Below are 16,024 nucleotides of genomic sequence, written 5' to 3'. Positions count from 1 at the left end.
TTTAGTTGAATCTTTCAACACTGGAACTAAAAATAGGTTCTACCCGGATTGCGACGATCCGAGAAGGGCGTACTACCATATATTCCCCTTGAATATTTTTGATCGGAACGCTAATGAAGTCATTAGAAGCAGATTTTGGCACAAGTTCGCCGCTATACCATTTCTGAAACTCTTGAATAGTAGGAAAACGTACTTCTTCTCGGTGACCGCTTTCCAGTAGGAGGTATACGGCATATTCATTTGCAGTTCTAGCCATAAAGTTGAATCATTTAAAAAAACATTCAACCCATTGTTAACCACGTAACCCCCGAATGAAAAGGGTAAGCATACGGGAGGTTGCCAGCAGGGGAGCAGGGGAGCAGCACTTCGGCTACGCTCAGTGACCAAGGAAAAGTGAAGTTGCAGTAAGTTTTTCCCCTTTGCCCCTCCGCCTCTTATGCCCAATGCCCAATTACCCAATGACTCTTCACTCTAGACGCCTAATCCTTTAAGCAGTTCCTTAAAAAGTGTAAGTTTACATTAGCTCTTGCATAACTCTCTAATCAACTTCTGATAAATCATTGGCATTGTTGAAAAACAGTTATTCAGGAAGCAAAAATTATGAAACTTTACTATCGTGGTCTGAGCTACGAATGCGACCCAAACAAAGTTGGTAGCAAAAAAACAGAACAGCCATTTCGACCAGTTCCTCAAATTGGGTCAGCTTATAATCTGATGTACCGTGATGCTAGCTATCGTGTCGATCCAAATTCCAAATCGGCTAAAGTTCCTCTACCAATAGCTGATAAATTGAGCTTTCGAGGAATCACCTACTTTGTAAATAAAACTCCACTAGGAGAAGTTAGCGTAGTCTCTCAACCAACAACTAATTCAAAAGTTGAGGTACTGCCGATTTCTGAGGAATTAAAGCTTCAACAATAATATGGCTGCAAGCCGATCTGGAGTCTAAAGAGTTATAAACTGGTAGTAGAATTCTCAAAAAACCTTAAAAATTCAGCACTACCTACCTACTTTCTGTCTTAACAAACCTTGCCAAAGCTGGTAGTTGTGTCAAGATTAATTTCAGGACTTAAGGCTTGTGACACAATGTTAGGACAATTATTAGACGGACGTTACCAAGTCCTCCAGATATTAGGTGGAGGTGGATTCGGTCAAACCTACATAGCCCAAGATACTCATCGGCCAGGTTTCCCGAAATGCGTTGTCAAACACCTTAAGCCCGTCACTCGTACCCCTGAATTTCTTGAAACTGCTAGACGGCTATTTACTAGTGAGGCAGAAACACTAGAACAACTGGGCAACCATGACCAGATTCCTCGGCTTTTAGCCTATTTTGAAGACAACCAAGAGTTCTTCTTGGTGCAAGAGTTTATAGAAGGGCAAACTCTGAAGGCGGAACTATTCCCCAATCAACGTTGGACAGAAGATCGAGTAATTCAACTGCTCCAACAGGTTCTGGGTATTCTACAATTTATTCACAGCCACAATGTTATTCATCGAGATATCAAGCCAGATAATATAATCAGGCGGCAACAAGACGGTAAGTTAGTGCTGATTGACTTTGGCGCCGTTAAACAAGTCCAAACTCAACTGCTTACAATTTCAGGGCACACGGGAGCTACTATTATTATTGGTACCCCCGGATATATGTCTACAGAACAGGCGCAAGGTAAGCCCCGCCCCAACAGCGATATTTATTCCTTGGGCATTATTGGTATACAATCACTGACAGGGTTACATCCTATAAACTTTGAGGAAGACCCAGATACAGGAGAAATTTCTTGGCAGCATCAAGCTAACGTCAGTTCTGAGTTGGCATCTGTGCTATCTAAGATGGTACTACATCACTTTAAACAGCGCTATCAGTCTGCGGCTGAAGTTTTGCAGGTGCTTAAGTATTTCAATCCTAGAGTAGAAACGCAATCAATTCAACCACCATCTTTTACACAACCGCCTCAAGCTTTCCTTTCTCAACAAAACTCAATTGGGTATCCGTCTGCTTCTATCCTGTCTGGGGAAAATTACAACCGCTTAGAAACGATTCTTTTAGAATTTGTTGGCCCCGTTGCCTCAAGATTACTACGACAAGTTGCGGCATCAGCGTCCAATTTTGAAGAATTAATTAGTCAATTAGCCTTTCATCTTCGAGACAATCAACAAATTGATTTTAAGAAGAAAACAATGTTTCTACTAGAGAAACCTACTTTACTACAAGAACTTACTGTTAAATCCGATCGCTCTGATATTAACTCAAATAATTTACTGAACCAAGAATCTCAAATTATCAGCGACAAGTTTTTGGTAGAATGCGAACGTGAGTTGGCTAATTTAATTGGCCCAATAGCTAAGTTTCTAGTTCAAAAAGCTATTAAATCTTCTGAACAAATTTCTCGTGCAGAATTTGTGAAAATTTTAGCATCACAAATTCCTGAGCCTCAAAAAGCTTTACAATTTCAGCAACGCTTACTTTCTTGAATTTCCCACTTACAGGATTAGGTCTAATTAACTTAATACCAAATATAAAATAGTGTCAGTTTTGATTATTCAGCATCTCCAGAGCTATTTTTAAGCTAGCTTTCATCCGATTAAATGCTTCTGCTAACCCGCCAATTTCATCATTAGAGCTTTCTTCAAAATCAGCGCTCATATCACCAACGCTAACTTTTTGAGCTATTTTTTCTATTTTTCTGATCCGCTGAATCACATATTTTTTAATTAAGAAGTTAATTAAGAAAACTACGATCGCAAAGATCGTAATTAAAAGTCCCATTATCAATGTCCAAGTCCGTTTGGCACTGGCAAAAATCTCTTGAGAAGGAACAGAGATTATTTGGGCAGAAACAATCTGATTAAGTTGCCAGCCAAAACCATTTTCCGAGCCATAAGTTGCCAACTGACTCTTAGGAGCTTGATCTGGTGTAGAATGACATCGCAAGCATTTCGCTTGTGTAATCTTTAGTGGTTGCGCGATGTAAAATACTTCACCTTCTGACAAGTTACGAAACCCTGTAATTTCTAGAATTTTGGAGTCGTTGCGAAAACGCTCTACAAGTGGAGCTTCAAAATTATCAGCTTTATCCGCTAAATTGGTTGGATTAAGTGTTGCATCCTTATGAAAAAAGTTTTTATATTCAGGCTTTTTACGAAAATTCTCAAAAACCTCTTTAGAGGAAAAAGTTGGTACTACTTCAGGCATGAACGTTGGGTTAGTGTCTAGTCTAGGTTCTAATAGAGGATCTATACGATTTTGTGTATAGTCTCTAACTGCGTTCACCATTTGGATGAGAATCTGTGCTTGAGAAGCCACTTCATTTTGCGCTCTCCCTTGAAGTACACTGGATAAGGCAACGCCACTTCCTAAAATACCGACTATGAAAACTAATATTAAAAGTAAGTTAAATTTAGCACCTATTTTTAAGTTTTTTAACGTAATGTTGTTCAACATAACCTAACTAAGGAAGGTGATATCTGAGTTTGTCTAATATTTATTTATACCTGTTAGAAAGCATCTCAACAATATTTAAATAAATATTAATTTTTTGCTCTAATATAACCTACTTAGGCAGCAGTCAAACTTATCTAAATTAGTCCTGAAAGCCAAGTTATTTTCTTAACCATAATTAGTGATGTTTTTGCGATTTCCCCGTCGTTTCTTTCTGTTTAATCTGCTAGGTTTGACATTTGCTGCCTGCCAACCACGAAAGGAGTTTGAGGGCACATTAACTATTGGTGCGATCAACTATGGTGGAGGCGAACAGATTATTAATCAATATGCTAAATTTAATAGTTATTTAGGCGAAAAAACGAACTCATATATTCAGCTAGAGCCTGTTTTTAATGAAAATAGAGCGGTTGAGCGTCTTGAGGCTCGTGCTTGGTCATTGGTATTTGCTCCACCTGGTTTAGCGGCTATTGCGATCGCACGCTACCAATATGTTCCCCTATTTCCTTTAATAGGTATTAGTAATTTGCGTTCCATCTTTGTTGTTCGCAAAGATAATCCGATAATCGACTTGAAACAGCTACAAGGTAAAACAGTGGCTTTAGGACAGCTAGGTTCAGCAACAGGATATTATTTTCCTCTTTACAATCTTTATGGTACAACACTAGCTGACATACTATTTGCACCCACACCTAAAGCCGCGCTAGAATTGGTGGCTCAAGAAAAAGCGATCGCCTGTGCCGTCTCGGAGGCGGAATTAAGTCTCTACAGCTCACAGTTGGCCCCAACTGAATTTCGCATATTATTTAAAGACCCTCATTATGTACCATTAGGTGTGGTCTTGATTGGGCCGAATATAGAACGTAACCGTCAAGAGTTTATCCGCAAAGTGATGAGTGATTCACCTTCTGGTTTAGCTCAAGAAGTGGGATACGTACCCAATGGACAAGTACCAGATTACAAATACATGATTTCTGTGGTCGATCGGTTAAGCTCAATTAGTTCCAAGCTGCAAAATAAACCTGTTCGTTTATTTTAGTCAAAGCAATAATAATACTTTCAGCCTTTTCTCTCTCTAAAATGCTCATCTAATGCTCAAATACCCTACTTTCAGCATTTAAGCATAATTAATTTGTATTAAATAATACTTCTTAAGGTATTCACAAAAAAAAGACCCTTTAAAGGATCTTGCAGTACTGATTAAAGAATTAACTTATTTACTCAATAATCCAAGTGCTAACTCTAGATACATTTTTGCTTTATACAAAGCTAGCAGTTTTTCTTGAATGTACCTATCTGGGTAATTCATGATTCTCCCTTCCATCGTGATTTTGATAAGCGCTGCTTGCTCATTTGTAGGAGCATTCATCTCATCTATAGTGTTACTTAGGGCTTGCATAAAAGCAAAAGTAGGAGGTTTTAACCCTTTACCTACCTCAAACTGGGATAACGCCATTTGAGAGAATACCATCAAGGATGTAATCCATGAGGTCTTGTACCCTTTATTCCCAGTTGGTTTGATGCCGTAGCGTAAACATAGCTCACTGAGTTCTTTGATGGTTTTGATTTCTAACTCGGAACGCGTAAACATAAAATAGAGTTACCTCTTGTAAAAGTGGTATCGGTGAGCTACAAGTTTTCCAGACAATATGCTCACCGATTTAAAACTCTATTCCCTCGCAAACATTAGTATCAAGTCTTGTTTACATCTCTCAACAATGCCTAATCCTAAAGGGAACCCACAGAATTTTGAGCCAGCACAACCAAAAGGTGAGGAACCCATGACAGCTACTATTAGTTTTCGTGCTACTGAAAAGATGAAGGAAGACGTGAAGGCACAAGAAGATCCACCAGAATTTTGTCGCCAAGCTATCCAAGAAAAACTAGATAAGGATAAAAAGAAATAATTCCAAAAAACTCTAAACATAAAAAGCTCCCTACTTAGCAGGGAGCTTTTATTTTAAGAAAAATTAGATATGGTTAGAGAAAAAAGCTCTGAGTAGCAAATCTAAAAATAGAGTTTACAGTTTCAGAGCGTCAATGAGGAGACTCTCACGAATATTTTAGGAGTGGTATAGTTTGATTTTTGGTAAGTAAGTATTATCCTCTATTATCTTGCTCAAAAAAATAATTTGAATCGTGCTAGCTGGTTTTTAATCGTCTCTGTCAGGATTTTATTCAGTTCTGTAGTGTCTTGGAATTGCAAAATTTGCTGTGTCGGTAAGTCGAAGGGAAATTCACCTTCAAAATCTGGGCGTTGCATTTGCGCTAGTAGAATCTGTTCAGACCGCTTACTTTGAATGGCATAGCCAATCTCAATACAGACATTCGGACTGGGAATTAATTGGGAGGTTTCTTTACCATCAATACTAGCAATAGTTGTGGTGTCAGCTATAAATAACAAACTCTTACGGATTTTCCGCATGATTGTGCGGTTAATTCGGAAAGTAGCACCGCTAGGACGAGAGGATTCTACTAATGTTAGGGGAAGACGCGATCGCAAGTTTAAATTGTCCAAACTTTTTCGCAGTTCTTCTTTGAGAATATTTGTCGCTGCGACATACTCAGTTTGATAGGATAAAAAAATCGTTGGTTCTAACTGAGCCAACACCGCCTGCTTGGTGAAATAAATTTCATGACTAATTAAGTCAATGTTAGAGACACAATAGCCACCACTACCTTCAATATAAAATTCAATATTTTCCCCTTCCAAATAGCGCCCAAACCAAGTTGATGTCTTAACTTCATCACTGTCTTCCAAAAAGTCTGCTCGCAATGCTGATTTCAGCAGGCTTTTTTTGCTTAAACGAATGTCTGGCGAACGTTTTTCCAGTTCTGGAATCGGCTCATAATCCTGTAGATACCACGCTCTGAGCGCAATTATTGACATAAGGCGCTATTTCAACTGTTTCTCGTTATTCAACTTCGTATAATCTTACACCCAGAGGAGGCCCTATTTTAGACTTCTCTTTAAACACAACAACACCCAAACCTCTACTCGCTGAACTATCTCCTCTTTTTGTTTATCCTAGCCAGGGATGTACTAACTTTCATTGCTTTTGTAAACAAGTAATGAAAATCAGCGACAGTGCCCCCTAATCTTCCATATTTGAGGAAATAGCAGTTTTCGCGTTGGGTGTTGCTGTATTTTGACGAGACAGATGTAAGTTAAACAGCGTCTTATACCTCTTACTAACATTTCAAATGCAGCTGTTATATCTGCCAAGAAAGCTTGTTTTCTAGCTTCAACTATCAGATTATCATTTGTGGATGGGAGGAATTTGTTTTGCAACTAAACTTTACTTTTAAATGATTTTTAATCAAATTCAATATATTGCACACCCTGGATAACTGAGAGATATTTTGTTTAGTCTATTGTTAAGAAAATTATCATCGACCTTTTGGATGAATTTAAAAATTACTGAGTCAATTTTTAAGTTTTGAAACTAACAATTGAGCATTGGTCAATAACCAATAGTGATTCTTCGCCTGTTGCGCCCTCATCCCTTATTCTCTATTGCTAGTTAACTATTTTGCCTGGAGGCTTGATGGGAATCTCAATCCAGAACTCTGTACCTTTGCCAGATTCTGAAATACACTCCATTATTCCCCCATGTTTTTCGACAATAATCTGATAGCTGATTGCTAGTCCCAATCCTGTCCCCTTGCCTACAGGCTTGGTAGTGTAAAACGGGTCAAAAATTCGCTTTTTCACATCTTCATTCATTCCAGGCCCGTTGTCAGTAATACGAATTAACAGACGAGAGTTGTCTGCTGAGACTTTAGTGGAAATCTGGATAGTTGGAATTGGGCATGAGTTATTCTCCTTGTCACCCTGATTTTGCCACTCCCGACTCCCTACTTCCAGAGCATCTATGGCATTGCTGAAAATATTCATAAAAACTTGATTCATTTGGCCGGCATAGCATTCTACCAGTGGAATGTTGCCATAATCTTTAATTATCTCAATGCGTGGTAATTCAACATTTCCTTTCAGCCGATGTTGTAAAATTAACAAGGTGTTATCAATGCCTTCATGCAGGTCAACACGCTTGTTTTCAGCCTCATCCAAGCGAGAAAAATTGCGTAACGATAGCACTATTGAGCGGATGCGCTCGGTTCCTACTTGCATTGAGGTCATGATTTTTGGGAGGTCTTCTACCAAAAATTCAAAATCCATCGCTTCAATCGCGGCTTTAATTTCCCTATGGGGATGGGGATAGTGTAGCTGGTAGAGACGTAAAATTTCTAGCAGTTGTTCAGTGTAATCATTGGCGTGGCAGAGATTACCGTAAATAAAGTTAACAGGGTTGTTGATTTCGTGGGCAACACCCGCCACCAACTGTCCTAAGCCGGACATTTTTTCGGTCTGAATCAATCTTGTCTGTGTTTCTTGGAGTTCATGTAGGGTCTGCTCTAACTGAACAGCTTGATTTCTGGCTTCAGTTTCGGCCTCAGAGGTTTGTTCGTAGAGTTGTGCTTGTTGAATAGCGATCGCAGCCTGATCTGCTACTTGCTGCAATAAATCAATTTCTGTATCCTGCCAATTTCTAGGAGCCTCACACTCATGGGCAATTAGTAAGCCCCATAGTTCCATACCCATATTAATCGGAACTATTAAGTTTGCTTGCACTTGCAGACTTTGCAAAAACTCTCGATGACAATCACTTAAAGAAGTTGTTGAAAGGTTATTAATTGCTCGTACCCTACCCTGACAGTATAGACGGGTATACTCATCAGGAAAGCATTCCGGTGGTGGATTCACTCCCAAAACTGACTGCCAATTGCCATTAATCTCTTCTACAATCACCGATTGAGTCTTTAGATAGAAAATCAACACTCGGTCTGAATTTAGCAGAGGACGGACTTCCCGAACGATGGATTGCAGGGTTGCTTGCAAGTCCAATGTGCGGCGAATATGCTCTGTAACTTGCTTAATTACTTTGGTAAACATTAATGATTTTTCGAGTTCAGCAGTTTGCTCTCGCACCCGCAGTTCTAGATTGGCATTCAAGGATTGTACCTGTTTATACATTTGCTGCTGCTGAATTGCCATTGAAAAATGATCGTATAAGGCTTGTGCCAAAAAGATGTCTTCCAACTTCCACTCAGGTGCTTGCCCTTTTTTCTGCTCTCGCCAAACCTCAAAAGAAAGCTGGGGTAAAAGTTGTCGCCGATTTTGTTCGCATCGTCCCGCCCACAAGATTTCTGTTTCAAATTCCGAGCGGAAAATACTTAATACACCGATAAATTTTTCGCGGTAATGTAGCGGAATCACCATTAGTCCGCGAATTTGAGTAGAACGGAATGCTAAAGCCAAAACTCGCAAACGTGGTTCTTTATAGAGGTCAGTGGTTGCCCAAATAATGCCTTGTTGAAACTCAGCCATCCAGTTTTGCCAGATGGGATGCTGTTCGATAATACTGTTATCTAACTCGTAGGAGAGTGTCGGTTGGTCGCCCCAGGTGTATAGTTCTTGAGTCTCTGCAATGTAAAGCCTGCCACCTATTCCACAGAAGGCAGTAATAACTTCTTCTAGCGCTCCTTGTAATTGGATTGTCGGCAGTTTATGCAATAGTGTGGTGACTCGATTAATAGTAGCTTCTCGCTTTTGCTTGGCTTGGGCTTCAGCGAGTAGATTACTTTGAGCGATCGCGATCGCTACCTGGTCAGCAACTTGCTGCAATACTTTTAGTTGCCGCTTCAAAATTTTTTGCGGTTCACTGTGGTGAGCTACCAACAATCCCCACAATTTAGGCTTTGCCGATGGTTCTTGTGGGTCGCAATCTAAAATTGGTACTATCAACGAAGACTGCACGCCCATTGCTTTTAGGTATTGAATATGGCACTGGTCTACTTGGCGATAGTAGATATTAGTTTCTAGACGTTTGCCAGTTTCTTTTGACTGTAGAGGCGATAGCCCGATCTTCTCATTTGCGACATCGACAATCGAACGTTGCCCCGCTAACAAAAACATCTCTCTGGCGCCTTCTGGAATATCATCAGCTGGGAAGCGTTGACCCAATAAGGATGGCAGACGTTGCTCATGAATAGATTCTGCAATGACTTCACCACTACCATCAGCATCAAAGCGATACACTTTTACCCGATCTGCACGCAAAAATAAACGCACTTCGCTAACAGTAGTCGTTAATATCTCTTGAAGGTCGAGCGATCGCCTGATCTGCTTTGTCATCCGGTGCAGTAAACTTTCTCGATTGAAGGTTTCCTGCAACTGGTTTGGTTTATGCCTACGTATCATTACTTATATATATTATCAAAGGATATAATTTTATACGATTGTCACTGGTAGGAATTGTCAACTTACAATGCTTCGATTTTCATCCTATTTCAATAAATTCTTGCTACTAATGCATTGCTAATGGCATATATGTATTACAAATATTTTTGGAAGTGGATTCGAGGATGTTTGAAAAGTAACAGATATTTTGCTTGTTCCCTGTAGCCCTTATAAAGTGGATTTAGGGATATATCAAACCGCTGTATCATTAAGTACTTTCAAAATCTCATCTGAAGTCTAAAGTTAAGAAATTTTTAATCATTGACATTTACTAATTTTATATTCTCAATCATTAAACTATTCCAGTAATTTTACTTAATTTAGAGTTGGAATAATTTCTTGAAATTAAAAATATTTTTTTAACATTTTTGTCCATTAATTCAATTAATTAAAACTTTTTAAAAGCAATAACTAAATTATTAGTAATTTTTTTAATATTTTTGTCTGGGGAATTTTACTATTCCCCGTTTAATTGCTGACTTTATGTTGAATGTAACTATTTTGATTAAATTATTCGTAAATTACTGTTAAAGATAGTAAATTGCGAATTTCTTCACGCACACTCATGAGAGTTTTACCGAGATGGTTTTGACCGCTTTTATTAGCACCACAGCCCCAAAAAGAATCGGTTGGGGAGTTTTCAACCAAAATCTCATCACCTGTCTTGAGGAGAACTTCTCTAATATCGGCATGAGTGAGAAACTTTTTGAGTACAGCTTCTCGCATAATTTGAGTTTTGACCAAATCCCAGTCTCGTCGGAGTTGGCGAGTACTACATCTTCCCAAAGTGGCAGCTTCTTCTGGGGTGGCGGCAGCATGGATGATAGGTATAATTGCCGCATCTGTGCTGCCGACAAACTTTTGCGCTTGATAATAATGCTCAACCGTTGGCCAGTAAGCACCCTCAATGTGGATTCCGTGGAGAGAAAAGTTAGAAAAACAGCCATAAGGCTGCCAAACCTTATAAAAGTAAATGGTCATTTGAAAATTGCTCTTTTATATATCAATTTCACTCTAGCTGAGTAGGTAAAGCCTTAACAAACTCTCTAGACGTAAACTAAAACATAAACTATAAAACTTTAGATATCTGGTGAAATTAAATATGCATTATCCAGAATCCTTATAGAGACGTAGCACTGCTACATCTCTACATTTTTTCTACCAAATGTCTCTTGAGTAGAGTAAGTGAAAGGGGTAAGTTCTTTTAGAATGGTATGAGATGGGTTAGTTTTATGTTCGTCGATTAACTAGGGTGGCGCTAGCTTGGTCAACAGGCATTAGCACAACTTCATTAATATTGACATGGGGCGATCGCGTCACACAGAAAAATATCACATCAGCCACATCATCTGCTGTTAGGGGTGTAACTCCCTGATAGACTTTGTTAGCGCGTTCAGTATTTCCGTGAAAGCGTACCTCGCTAAATTCCGTTTCTACCATACCAGGATCGACGGAAGTTACACGTACCCGCGTACCCAACAAGTCTTGTTTTAAACCTTCAGAAATGGCTCTGACAGCAGCTTTAGTAGCACAGTAAACATTGCCAGCAGGATAGGTTTGATGTCCGGCGATGGAACCTAAATTTACCACATGACCGCGATCGCGACTTACCATTCCTGGAATAACATAGCGGGAGACATAAAGTAAACCCTTAACATTAGTATCAATCATGTCTTCCCAGTCTTGAAAGTTGGCTTCGTGCAACTTGTCTAAACCACGACTCAAACCAGCATTATTAATGAGAATGTCGATGTCAGACCACGCAGAGGGTAGAGTAGCAATGGCAGATTCAACAGCATTGCGATCGCGCACATCTAGCTGTAATAAATGAATTTCAGTACTAAAATCTTTACTAAGAGTATCTGCTAGTTGCTGCAAACGTTCTAACCTTCGTGCTGCTAAAATCAGTTTTGCACCTGCACCAGCAAAGATTTTTGCACAAGCAGTACCAATACCACTACTTGCACCAGTAATCAAAATGATTTGATTTTGTAGGGAAGTCATTAGGATAGTTAGGAGTGAGGAGTTAACAGTTATGAATTATGAATTAGCACAAGTTTCATCGTTCATAATTTATCATCAGTCGGTCTATAACTCCTAACTCCTAACTCCTACCTCCTAACTCCTAACTACTTCTTCACCACCTGCAAGCGCTGAGTTACCATTGTCATTCCATTACCTCGCAGGATGACAGCAGAAACCCATTGGCTACCTGGGGTAGATGGTGCTTGTCCTACTTTAAACAATCCGCCAGATGTCAGTAATTCCAAATCAACGGGTGTAGGGTTAAGAAATTTATCTGGTTGGATAGATTCTTCTAACGCCGTTCCTAGTAGAAAATCATCACCAAGTGGCTGTTGAACGATCGCATCAAAATTATACTTCTGACCGACTTGCACTTGCTGGGGTAATTTAATATCAATTTGGGGCGGATTGCTACCAGAAGTAAGCAGGGTGCGTTCTGACAAAATATCTTGGCGGACTATTTTTCCACCTTCAATGCGCTGACGCGATTTAATCGTCGCATTGAGAGCTAACTTATTACCGTTCCCAGAGGGTAAGCCAGTTATCTTTGTTTCTGTTTCAGCAATAATCCCATTAGCTTCAGATTTTGAGGATAGCAGTTTCGTGCTGTATTGCAATTTCGGATATCGTTGCCAAAGTGAAGTTAAAGACCTTTCCAGGGTTTGGAGGTTTAATCCATCGCCATGAGTGAAATTGGGACTATAGAATTGCAACACCCCTTTGACATCGCCTCGGCTGGCGGCGGTATCAACTTGTGTCAATAGATTTCTCAGATTGGCTGGTGCATTTTGGGATGTTGTGGCTTGAGATAATTGCTGTGGTGTCGTCGCCTGAGTACGTTGCCAACCACTTGTTAAACCAATGGTCAGTAAGACCGAAACTAGCCAGATATTTGCTGGAAATTTGAATTGGCGTCTCACTAAGGCGGTAATAATGTTAGTCATGGGTAAGAGTTTACTGATTTGATTAGAGAAAGTAAGCAAATTGTTTTATCTTAGTTAAGCTAGACGCTAAACGGTAGAGGTTTGATGGCAAACGCACCGATACGATTATTAATAGCTGCCAGTGGGACTGGTGGACATTTGTTTCCAGCGATCGCCCTGGCAGAAAAACTTCCAGATTATCAAATAGAATGGCTGGGAGTACCCGATCGGCTAGAAACTCAACTTGTCCCCAAACAGTATCCCTTGAATACTATTGCAGTTGAAGGGTTTCAGCAAGGGTTTGGACTTTCCTCGATTCGCATTTTGGGTAAACTCGCCCTTTCGATTCTAAAAGTTAGACGAATTCTCAAACAGGGAAATTTTCAAGGGGTGTTTACCACAGGGGGTTACATTGCTGGGCCAGCCGTCATTGCGGCGCGTTCTCTCGGTTTACCCGTGATTTTCCACGAATCTAACGCCTTACCTGGTAAAGTAACTCGCTTTTTTGGCCCTTGGTGTAGTGCGGTAGCCTTGGGATTTGAAGTAGCTGCTAAGTATTTACCTCGTGCCAAAAATGTCTGTGTTGGTACTCCCGTAAGAGCGCAATTTCTTGATGGGACAATTAATGCACCACTGGATTTAGCTATTCCTGATGGTGTTCCTTTAATTGTTGTTTTTGGAGGTAGCCAGGGTGCAGTTGCAATAAATAAGTTGGTGCGCGAATCTGCAAAAGCTTGGTTTGATGTTGGTATTTATGTAGTACACTTAACTGGCGATCGCGATCCGGAAGCAGATAGTCTCAAACATCCACAGTATATAGCCTTACCTTTTTACAACAATATGGCAGCATTGTTGCAACGAGCAACTCTTGCTATTAGCCGTTCTGGCGCAGGTAGCTTGACAGAATTGGCAGTATGTGGAATGCCAGCGATTTTGATTCCTTACCCCTTTGCCGCAGAAGACCATCAATCTTACAATGCAGACGTATTTACAAAAGCGGGTGCAGCGTTAACGTTGAAGCAATCTGAGTTGACGACTGAAGCGTTGCAAAGTAATGTGTTGAATTTATTGCAGTCACCGCAAGAGTTAGCAAAAATGGGGGAAAAAGCAAAGGCGATCGCAGTTCCTGATAGTGCCGAAAAACTGGCGCAGTTAGTGCGTGAGGTGATAGAAACTTAAACGATTTAAAATTTACGCATTGAAAATAGTAAGAGACAATAGGAATTTATTTTCCAATTTATGAATATTTTATTTAACCAAAAATTTCGTCTCACAATAGGTTGTGCTGGTTTATTACTTGTTAGTTTAGCCAGTTGTCATATATATAATCAGCCACAAACTAAACACCTAGCCGAACAATATCCGCCTTTTAATAATCAGCAAGAAAATTTTTTCCTACTTCAATCAAAGATTCCCTTTACTGCAAATAAAGTTACCGATCCAATTAACTTAAGGTTTCAAAAAACTTTTGTAAATCAACAATTATCTGAGAAAATTTTAGGCAAACAAAACTCTTTTTTATCTCAGCATAATCTATTAGCAGCATCTGCACCCTATTCAGTTGTCGATGAATTCAAAAAATACAAATTTAGCATTAATAGCAGCCAGATTGCTACTTCAGGAAAACTACCAAATAGTAAGGTTAACTTCAATCAAAAAGATTTATTAACCGTTCTCGTTAATACTAGAAAATATTTTCAAGATTATGCTTCAAAAGACCCAGATATTATGCGTATAGGAGTGCTTGCTACTCAAGGAGTTACTGTACCAGATGTCCTTAAGACTTTGGATTTTATGATTGCTGTTTTGAAGGAGGATATTGCTAATAATCGGGCTACTCGTTTACAAGACTCTAACTTTATTAATACCAATTTTCGAGTCCTTAAATGGTCTGCCTACAACCCCAAAAGTAAACAGCAAAAACAATTACGAATTACCAAATATGCTGTATTTACTCACCCCGGTTCCCGCAAGAAAACCTCTACTTTTAATATACCAATTTATAGTTTAAAAGATAACTCTAATAACGATAAGTTTTATACTCGATACACAAAGCAAGATGTTTTGTCTGGTATTTATGAACCAGGTGGTAGAGAATTTGGCAAAGTTACAACTCTTGCTTATCTAACCAGAAATGGCTTAGAAGAAGCAATTATGGAAGGAACAATCCTGATTAATTTTACAGATGGTTATAAGGCATTTTTTAATGTAGATAGAAATAATGGAATGGCTTATATCCGTGGATTAAAGGCAACAGCACAAAAGCGTTATTGGTATTTTAGAGAAGTCGATGCTATTAAAGGCTATGGATACAAAATAGATGCAAAAATTTCTATCAAACCTGGAGTGACTTTTGCTGGAGATGTTTTGAATATCGGTTTAGGTAAAGTTATTGTAATTGAGCATAATCAAGGTGGTCGTAAACATCTGCAAATGGGAGTCATCGCCGATACAGGCGGAGCATTTTTACCCAATCTTTATCAGCTCGATTTTCTGGCAGGTATTTTTCAGAATAAAAAAGAATTTGGGCAGAATATCAGCCAATTACCAGACTATGCTACAGCATATTTTTTAGTCAAGAAGTAATGCATTGACCTGATGTCAAAAAGCTATGCACGGGTTAACAATTCTAAGTTATGGCCATCAAGGTCGTAGAAATAGAAGCCACGACCTTTATTCCAGTGGTTAACTTGTCCTTTATTCTGACACATGGGGTCGCTACTATATTCAATACCCGCCTCTTTGAGACGTGCAAAAATTGCATCAAATTCCTCGTCACTGACATGGAACGCATAATGGTGGGACTCGAATTTTTCAGCGTTAGCGAAGTCGAGCGTTAGTGCATCATTTATATGCACAGCAGCAAAGTGACCAATGGGAAGCTCGACCTCTAAACCAAAAATTTTTGCAAAGAACCGCGCCGATGCCTCTTTGTCATATACGGGCACTATGGTGTGATTTAGAGTAATTGTCATGTCACACCTCCCCTCCTAATTTTGGTAGTAATCCATATCAACCCTCTATTTAGAGTCGATAACAACAATGTTCCTTTCTATTTTATCTTTTCAGCGCTAACACCAGAGTAAATATATCGAAATTCTGTGTTCGCTGTATTTGGAACACCTGCAAACACTAAGATACAACCTTATATAAGCAAAACTAATGGCTTACATCAGGTTTACTGAAGTAATAAAACTTGATTAAAAATTGTAAAGCATTGTAAAGTAGTTTCACAGGCGAAAACAAAACCGCTTGATTCATAAATAACCGCAATCATCAAACCATGACAACAACCTTACAACGTCGCGAAAGCGCCAACGTATGGGATCGATT

At 39.3% G+C, this 16,024-nt stretch carries 15 protein-coding genes; 6 read left to right on the top strand and 9 right to left on the bottom strand.

Going from position 1 to position 16,024, the window contains the following annotated elements; genetic code table 11:
• Nucleotide 1 precedes the first annotated feature (1 nt).
• Nucleotides 2-256 (bottom strand): hypothetical protein, encoded by a 255-nt coding sequence (locus tag ACFE93_RS21230; RefSeq protein WP_190728057.1) that lies wholly within the window; start codon nucleotides 254-256, stop codon nucleotides 2-4.
• Nucleotides 257-600: 344 nt separating this feature from the next.
• Here ACFE93_RS21230 and ACFE93_RS21225 point away from each other — a divergent pair, with 344 nt between their 5' ends.
• Together ACFE93_RS21225 and ACFE93_RS21220 are read left to right on the top strand one after the other, a co-directional pair.
• Nucleotides 601-921 (top strand): DUF4278 domain-containing protein, encoded by a 321-nt coding sequence (locus tag ACFE93_RS21225; RefSeq protein WP_375475951.1) that lies wholly within the window; start codon nucleotides 601-603, stop codon nucleotides 919-921.
• A gap of 165 nt (nucleotides 922-1,086) precedes the next feature.
• The gene (locus ACFE93_RS21220) at nucleotides 1,087-2,475 is read left to right on the top strand and encodes a protein kinase (RefSeq protein WP_375475949.1); all 1,389 of its coding nucleotides are present in this window, start codon (nucleotides 1,087-1,089) and stop codon (nucleotides 2,473-2,475) included.
• 55 nt (nucleotides 2,476-2,530) lie between these two features.
• Here the strand turns inward: ACFE93_RS21220 and ACFE93_RS21215 are convergent, their stop codons facing one another.
• The gene (locus tag ACFE93_RS21215; RefSeq protein ID WP_375475947.1) at nucleotides 2,531-3,445 is read right to left on the bottom strand and encodes a DUF3365 domain-containing protein; all 915 of its coding nucleotides are present in this window, start codon (nucleotides 3,443-3,445) and stop codon (nucleotides 2,531-2,533) included.
• Nucleotides 3,446-3,626: 181 nt separating this feature from the next.
• Between ACFE93_RS21215 and ACFE93_RS21210 the strand changes: the two genes are divergently transcribed.
• A complete protein-coding gene (locus tag ACFE93_RS21210; protein ID WP_375475945.1) occupies nucleotides 3,627-4,481 on the top strand; it encodes a phosphate/phosphite/phosphonate ABC transporter substrate-binding protein in 855 nt (284 codons plus the stop codon).
• A 174-nt stretch (nucleotides 4,482-4,655) separates the two neighbouring features.
• Here the strand turns inward: ACFE93_RS21210 and ACFE93_RS21205 are convergent, their stop codons facing one another.
• Nucleotides 4,656-5,033 (bottom strand): hypothetical protein, encoded by a 378-nt coding sequence (locus ACFE93_RS21205; protein WP_375475943.1) that lies wholly within the window; start codon nucleotides 5,031-5,033, stop codon nucleotides 4,656-4,658.
• A gap of 127 nt (nucleotides 5,034-5,160) precedes the next feature.
• Between ACFE93_RS21205 and ACFE93_RS21200 the strand changes: the two genes are divergently transcribed.
• Nucleotides 5,161-5,349 (top strand): hypothetical protein, encoded by a 189-nt coding sequence (locus tag ACFE93_RS21200; protein ID WP_375475941.1) that lies wholly within the window; start codon nucleotides 5,161-5,163, stop codon nucleotides 5,347-5,349.
• A 212-nt stretch (nucleotides 5,350-5,561) separates the two neighbouring features.
• Here the strand turns inward: ACFE93_RS21200 and ACFE93_RS21195 are convergent, their stop codons facing one another.
• From ACFE93_RS21195 to ACFE93_RS21175, 5 genes are all read right to left on the bottom strand, one after another.
• Nucleotides 5,562-6,332 carry a hypothetical protein gene (locus ACFE93_RS21195; RefSeq protein WP_375475939.1) on the bottom strand — a complete coding sequence of 257 codons (771 nt, stop codon included), beginning with the start codon at nucleotides 6,330-6,332 and terminating at the stop codon, nucleotides 5,562-5,564.
• 630 nt (nucleotides 6,333-6,962) lie between these two features.
• Entirely contained in the window at nucleotides 6,963-9,704 is a 2,742-nt protein-coding gene (locus tag ACFE93_RS21190; protein ID WP_375475937.1) for a GAF domain-containing protein, read from the bottom strand.
• Between the two features lie 549 nt (nucleotides 9,705-10,253).
• A complete protein-coding gene (locus tag ACFE93_RS21185) occupies nucleotides 10,254-10,724 on the bottom strand; it encodes an N-glycosidase (RefSeq protein ID WP_375475935.1) in 471 nt (156 codons plus the stop codon).
• 249 nt (nucleotides 10,725-10,973) lie between these two features.
• Entirely contained in the window at nucleotides 10,974-11,747 is a 774-nt protein-coding gene (locus tag ACFE93_RS21180) for an SDR family oxidoreductase (protein WP_375475933.1), read from the bottom strand.
• Between the two features lie 125 nt (nucleotides 11,748-11,872).
• A complete protein-coding gene (locus ACFE93_RS21175) occupies nucleotides 11,873-12,712 on the bottom strand; it encodes a nuclear transport factor 2 family protein (RefSeq protein WP_375475932.1) in 840 nt (279 codons plus the stop codon).
• An 84-nt stretch (nucleotides 12,713-12,796) separates the two neighbouring features.
• Here ACFE93_RS21175 and murG point away from each other — a divergent pair, with 84 nt between their 5' ends.
• Together murG and ACFE93_RS21165 are read left to right on the top strand one after the other, a co-directional pair.
• On the top strand, nucleotides 12,797-13,870 hold the full coding sequence (gene murG, locus ACFE93_RS21170; RefSeq protein ID WP_375475930.1) for an undecaprenyldiphospho-muramoylpentapeptide beta-N-acetylglucosaminyltransferase: 1,074 nt from the start codon (nucleotides 12,797-12,799) through the stop codon (nucleotides 13,868-13,870).
• 60 nt (nucleotides 13,871-13,930) lie between these two features.
• On the top strand, nucleotides 13,931-15,277 hold the full coding sequence (locus ACFE93_RS21165) for a hypothetical protein (RefSeq protein ID WP_375475928.1): 1,347 nt from the start codon (nucleotides 13,931-13,933) through the stop codon (nucleotides 15,275-15,277).
• A 23-nt stretch (nucleotides 15,278-15,300) separates the two neighbouring features.
• Here ACFE93_RS21165 and ACFE93_RS21160 read toward each other — a convergent pair whose 3' ends face one another.
• A complete protein-coding gene (locus tag ACFE93_RS21160) occupies nucleotides 15,301-15,666 on the bottom strand; it encodes a VOC family protein (protein WP_375475926.1) in 366 nt (121 codons plus the stop codon).
• Nucleotides 15,667-16,024: the final 358 nt, after the last annotated feature.

It is taken from the genome of uncultured Nostoc sp., assembly GCF_964247315.1.
GTDB lineage: Bacteria > Cyanobacteriota > Cyanobacteriia > Cyanobacteriales > Nostocaceae > Nostoc.
The sequence above is the reverse complement of the archived record's forward strand: the minus strand, read 5'-3'. Positions and strand labels throughout refer to the sequence as shown.

Bases quoted from the DNA above. Each gene is read 5' to 3' on its own strand.
- ACFE93_RS21195 (WP_375475939.1), bottom strand. From the start codon at position 6,332: ATGTCAATAATTGCGCTCAGAGCGTGGTATCTACAGGATTATGAGCCG.
- ACFE93_RS21205 (WP_375475943.1), bottom strand. From the start codon at position 5,033: ATGTTTACGCGTTCCGAGTTAGAAATCAAAACCATCAAAGAACTCAGT.
- murG (WP_375475930.1), top strand. From the start codon at position 12,797: ATGGCAAACGCACCGATACGATTATTAATAGCTGCCAGTGGGACTGGT.
- ACFE93_RS21185 (WP_375475935.1), bottom strand. From the start codon at position 10,724: ATGACCATTTACTTTTATAAGGTTTGGCAGCCTTATGGCTGTTTTTCT.
- ACFE93_RS21180 (WP_375475933.1), bottom strand. From the start codon at position 11,747: ATGACTTCCCTACAAAATCAAATCATTTTGATTACTGGTGCAAGTAGT.
- ACFE93_RS21225 (WP_375475951.1), top strand. From the start codon at position 601: ATGAAACTTTACTATCGTGGTCTGAGCTACGAATGCGACCCAAACAAA.
- ACFE93_RS21175 (WP_375475932.1), bottom strand. From the start codon at position 12,712: ATGACTAACATTATTACCGCCTTAGTGAGACGCCAATTCAAATTTCCA.
- ACFE93_RS21230 (WP_190728057.1), bottom strand. From the start codon at position 256: ATGGCTAGAACTGCAAATGAATATGCCGTATACCTCCTACTGGAAAGC.
- ACFE93_RS21160 (WP_375475926.1), bottom strand. From the start codon at position 15,666: ATGACAATTACTCTAAATCACACCATAGTGCCCGTATATGACAAAGAG.
- ACFE93_RS21165 (WP_375475928.1), top strand. From the start codon at position 13,931: ATGAATATTTTATTTAACCAAAAATTTCGTCTCACAATAGGTTGTGCT.
- ACFE93_RS21200 (WP_375475941.1), top strand. From the start codon at position 5,161: ATGCCTAATCCTAAAGGGAACCCACAGAATTTTGAGCCAGCACAACCA.
- ACFE93_RS21220 (WP_375475949.1), top strand. From the start codon at position 1,087: ATGTTAGGACAATTATTAGACGGACGTTACCAAGTCCTCCAGATATTA.
- ACFE93_RS21190 (WP_375475937.1), bottom strand. From the start codon at position 9,704: ATGATACGTAGGCATAAACCAAACCAGTTGCAGGAAACCTTCAATCGA.
- ACFE93_RS21210 (WP_375475945.1), top strand. From the start codon at position 3,627: ATGTTTTTGCGATTTCCCCGTCGTTTCTTTCTGTTTAATCTGCTAGGT.
- ACFE93_RS21215 (WP_375475947.1), bottom strand. From the start codon at position 3,445: ATGTTGAACAACATTACGTTAAAAAACTTAAAAATAGGTGCTAAATTT.